We start from the raw sequence: 4507 nt of genomic DNA on the forward strand, positions 1-4507 counted from the left end.
GCCGACCTCCCCGACGGCGTCGGCACCCACTACCTCGTCGACGACATCTACGTCCACGACGTCTACGGCGACAACACCAAGTGGTCCAACGGCATCCAGTTCCGCGTCTCCGGAACCACCACCCCCACCCACTTCGACGACCTCGTCGTCCAGAACAGCCGCATCACCAACGTCGACCGCGAAGGCCTCACCAACCGCACCACCTGGATGTGCCGACCCGAGTACGGAAACACCGACGGCTGCGAGGGCAAGAACAACTGGCGCCCCAGCACCCGGGTCGTGTTCCGCGGCAACACCATCAACGACACCGGCGGCGACGGCATCGTCCTGCGGGCGTCCGACCGCGGCCTGGTCGAGCGCAACCACGTCTACGACATCGCCATGCGCCCCATGGGCGCGAACGTCGGAATCTGGGCCATCAACTCCGACGACGCCCTCATCCAGTACAACGAGGTCCACCATGTTCGCAGGCTGAAGGACAACGGCGATGGCCACGCGTTCGACTCCGACTACGGCAACAACCGGGCCGTCTTCCAGTACAACTACAGCCACGACAACGAGGGCGGCTTCATGCTCTTCTGCGGTGACTGCGGCTCGGACTCCGAGACCACGGGCACCGTCGTCCGCTACAACCTCAGCCGCAACGACAAGGGCCGCTGGCTGACCGCGTCCGGCGAGCTGAGCGCGGACCTCTACCACAACACCGTCTACCTGCCGGCGGGCTCCACCACCGACATCATCGAGGACGGCTACGGCACCACGAAGGCCCGGCTGACCAACAACGTCTTCTACAACCTCGGCACCGGCGGCTACGACGCCATGCCGAACAAGACGTACCGGTCTGAGAACTTCACCTGGGCCGCCAACACCTTCTACGGCAACCACCCCTCCAACGAGCCCGCCGACCCCGAGAAGAAGACCTACGACCCCCAGTTCGCCAACGCAGGCGGGACCACCCCCGCCGACTACAAGCTGAGCGAGAACTCCCCGGTCCGCGGTACGGGCACCACCATCCCCACGCTCGGCACCAAGGACTACTTCGGCAACGCCCTCCCGCAGGTCTGCCGTCCCGACCGCGGCTTCCACCAGGCCGCCGCCTTCGACGACAGCACCTGCACGCCGGTCAACCTGGTCCGCAACTCCGGCTTCGAGAACACCGCCCTCAACCCGTGGACCAGCTACGGCGGCGTCAGCGTCGACAGCGGCACCAAGTACCGCGGCGACCAGGCGGTGAAGGTCGGCCCCGCGCAGGCCGCCGCCGAGCAGATCATCCAGGTCAAGCCGAACACCACCTACACCCTCAGCGGCTGGGGCAAGGTCTCCTCCGCCAGCACCGAGCTCTCCCTTGGCGCCAAGAACTACGACGCCGCCGGCTCCTCCGAGCGGACGGTCTTCACCGGCACCTCCTTCACCAACCGGTCGGCGACCTTCACCACAGGGCCGGACACCACCACGGCCAAGATCTACTGCTACGCCCGCACCGGAAGCGGCTACGGCTGGTGCGACGACATCACCGTCCGCGCGAACTGACACCCTGCCCCGCGCACACCGAAGCGCTGTGGCCCGGACACCTCACCGTGTCCGGGCCACAGCCCTTCCTGCGAGTCCGGTACGTCAGACGATCACCACCGCCGACGCCTTCCAGTAGTCGCCGGACGCACCGGCCTTGAAGGTGATGTCGGCGGTTCCGCCGCCGTTCACGGAGGCTGCGTACCAGCGGAACGTTCCCGGGGCCAGCCGTGGGGTGCTGATCACGGTCGTGCCGTTCACCGCGATGCTCTGCGGATCGGCCGCGTACTGCTTGTCGCCCACCAACACGTACAGCGTGTGGGTTCCCGACGGGACGGAGACCCGGAGGGTCCGTGCGGCCTTGTCCGTGGCGAAGTCGGCCCGCAGCGGATCGGGGTTGATCCGGTCGCGGGACTCGGGAGCGGACAGCCACCCGTAACCGGTGGTGCCGCTGTGCGTCGTAGACGACTTGAGCACCTTGTAGCCCGGAGCGACGGGGCCGTTGTCAGGGCCGGCGTCCAGAGCGAGCGACGCTCCTCCGGGTGTCAGATGAATGAGCCGTGGCTGGGCCTCGGTGTCGCCGTCGACGACGGCACGGACCAGCCCCGGGGCGGCGTCGTTGCCCGCCTGCAGCATGCGGCCGCTCAGCTCTACGTGCACCGTGGTGCTGCCGCCGGGTGGGACGGTGAACGGTTGCGGCTCACCCGTGGTGAACCCCGAAGGCGGGGTGACCTGTACGGTGCCGCTCGTCCCCGCGCCGGAGACGTCGTCCACGGTGACCGGGACCGTGACGGTGGTCTGCTGCGCGGCCGGCACGGTGAGCGGCGCCAGAGCACGTATCCGGACCGGCGAGAACATCACCTTCCAGGCGAGCTTGGGGTCCCGGAAGTACGTGCGGATCCCCTTGTTGTTGAACGGGGCCGCGGGCTCGGGGTTGCCGCCGCTCCAGCCGGGTGAGCACATGAAGTCCGCCGCGGACCAGACCATCAGTCCCAGTGTGTGTGGGCGGGCGGTGATCACCCTGTTGTACTCGTCGATCAGCTCGGCCTGGTAGTACTCGGTGCCGCGCCCGTAGCCGGAGCGTCCTTGGACCGCCTCCGCCCCGAACTCGCTGACCATGAGGGGTTTGCCTCCGGCGAGTTCCTGGATGGCGTCCAGCGTCGCCGGGAGCTCGCCGATGCCGCGGGTGCCGTACCAGCCGTAGTAGATGTTCGACAGGACGATGTCCTGGTGGCCGTACGACTTGTTGGACGTGTGCTTGTTGTTGGCCTCGGTGTAGAGCCGCTCCGGGTCGAGGGAGCGACCGTAGTCGATCATGGTCTTGACGAAGGCCGCGCCTGCGTCGTTCGTGGTGTTGTTCTCGTTGCCGACCGACCAGACGAGGATGCTCGGATGCCCGCGGTCACGATCGATCATGCGCTTGAGCTGGTCCTTCGCGAAGCTCTGGACAGCGGAGGTCGCGAGTGCCGTGCCGGGCATCTGCTGGACGGGTACCTCCTCGACGATCAGCATCCCGAGTCGGTCGGCCTCGTCGAGCAGGGCGGGGGACGCGGCGTAGTGGCCGGGGCGCAGCACGCGGAATCCCTTCGCGTGGAACTCGCGCAGTTCACGGACGGCGAGTCCGTCGGGCTCCGTGCGTCCGAGTCCAGGGTGGTCGGCGTGCCGGTTGTACCCCTTGAGCCCTGACAGGACCTGGCCGTTGAGGAGCACGTCGCCACCCGAGACGGTGACGGTCCGGAACGCGGGACGGAGAGTTCGGGGCATGCCCTGCCCGGCGGACGGTGCGACGTCAAGGGTGTACAGCTCAGGATCGGAGGGGCTCCAGAGCCGGGGGGACGGCACCGTCAGCGTGACGGTGGAGCCGGCGCCCCCGCCGGCGGGCACAGTGATGTCCGCGCGGGTCTCCAGCAGCGGCGTGCTCGCACCGGGAGCGGTGAGTCGCAGGTCGACAGGGACGGTTGCCGCGGCGGAGCCGACGTTCGTGCCTTGGGAGCGGATCGTCAGCTTTCCGGTGGACGGATCGCCTTCCGCCGTGACCTGAGTGACCGCTGCCGTGCCCGTCCGTTCCATACGTACGCCTTGAAGGAGGCCGCCGTACTGCCAGTACAGGGCCGTGGTGCTGTAGGCGGAGACAGTGGCCTGCCGGTTGTCGACGATGACCGCGAGGGTGTTGACCCCGTCGCGCGCCGCCGCCGTGGCGTCGAGGCGCTCCGGCAGGTGACCGGCGTGGGACGAGCCGATCTTGGTCCCGTTCAGGTGGTACGAGCACGAGAAGTAGCAGGCGTCGAAGACGAACTGGACGCGCTGGGTGCCCTTCTGCCCGAGGTCGAACCGATGCCGGTAGACCGCGCGGTGACCGGTCGCGGAGTTCCACTTCTCACGTACGGCGCCGAAGGAGCTGGGCACCAGGACGCTCGTGAGCGGGGTCTCGTCGAATCCGGGCTGGGCAGCGGGCGGCGCCGTACCGTCGAGGGTGCCGGTGGGGAGCTCACCCTCGACGGCGAACTTCCAGGCGCCGTTCAAGGAGGTCACACCGCCCGGATGGGGCTCACGCACCGTCGTCACGGCCCGCGTGGAGGTGACGGTGCCGGACGGTGTCACGGCTTCGGCCATCAGGGTGTGGGCGCCGGGGGCGAACCAGGCCGCGTCCGTGGCGGTGCGCCAGATGCGTTCCGCGCCGCGCGGTTCGGCGTACGCGTCGGTGACCTCGGCGAACGCCACCCCGTCCATCGAGAAGCGGACGGCGGTCGTGGCGTCGGGAGCGTCGACCTCGATGTCGACCGTACCGGTGAGAGTTCCGGAGGAAGGACTGGTGAAAGCGAGCGACGGCTCTGCGGCTGAGGCGGACGGTGCAGGAGCGGCGAGAAGCGCCGTCAGTACGGCGCCGAGGGCGGCGCAGGCGGGCAGGACTCGGTGAAGGCGCATCTGGTCTCCCGGAGAGCGTTGGTGGGTGTGTCCGTGCAGCCGAAAGCGCCCGGTGCGACGGCTGTCGCACCGG

Annotated in this window: 2 protein-coding genes; one reads left to right on the forward strand and one right to left on the reverse strand. The window is 68.7% G+C overall.

The annotated features are described in order from the left end of the window. The coding region (locus ACFCY7_RS39895; protein ID WP_376490980.1) for a carbohydrate binding domain-containing protein at positions 1-1530 on the forward strand (1530 nt) is incomplete at its 5' end. 84 nt (positions 1531-1614) lie between these two features. Here ACFCY7_RS39895 and ACFCY7_RS39900 read toward each other — a convergent pair. Further along, positions 1615-4434, reverse strand: a complete 2820-nt coding sequence (locus tag ACFCY7_RS39900; RefSeq protein WP_376490981.1) for a glycoside hydrolase family 2 protein — start codon at positions 4432-4434, stop codon at positions 1615-1617. Positions 4435-4507 lie beyond the last annotated feature (73 nt).

The sequence above is a fragment of the Streptomyces sp. NPDC056361 genome, from assembly GCF_042262805.1.
Taxonomy (GTDB): Bacteria; Actinomycetota; Actinomycetes; order Streptomycetales; family Streptomycetaceae; genus Streptomyces.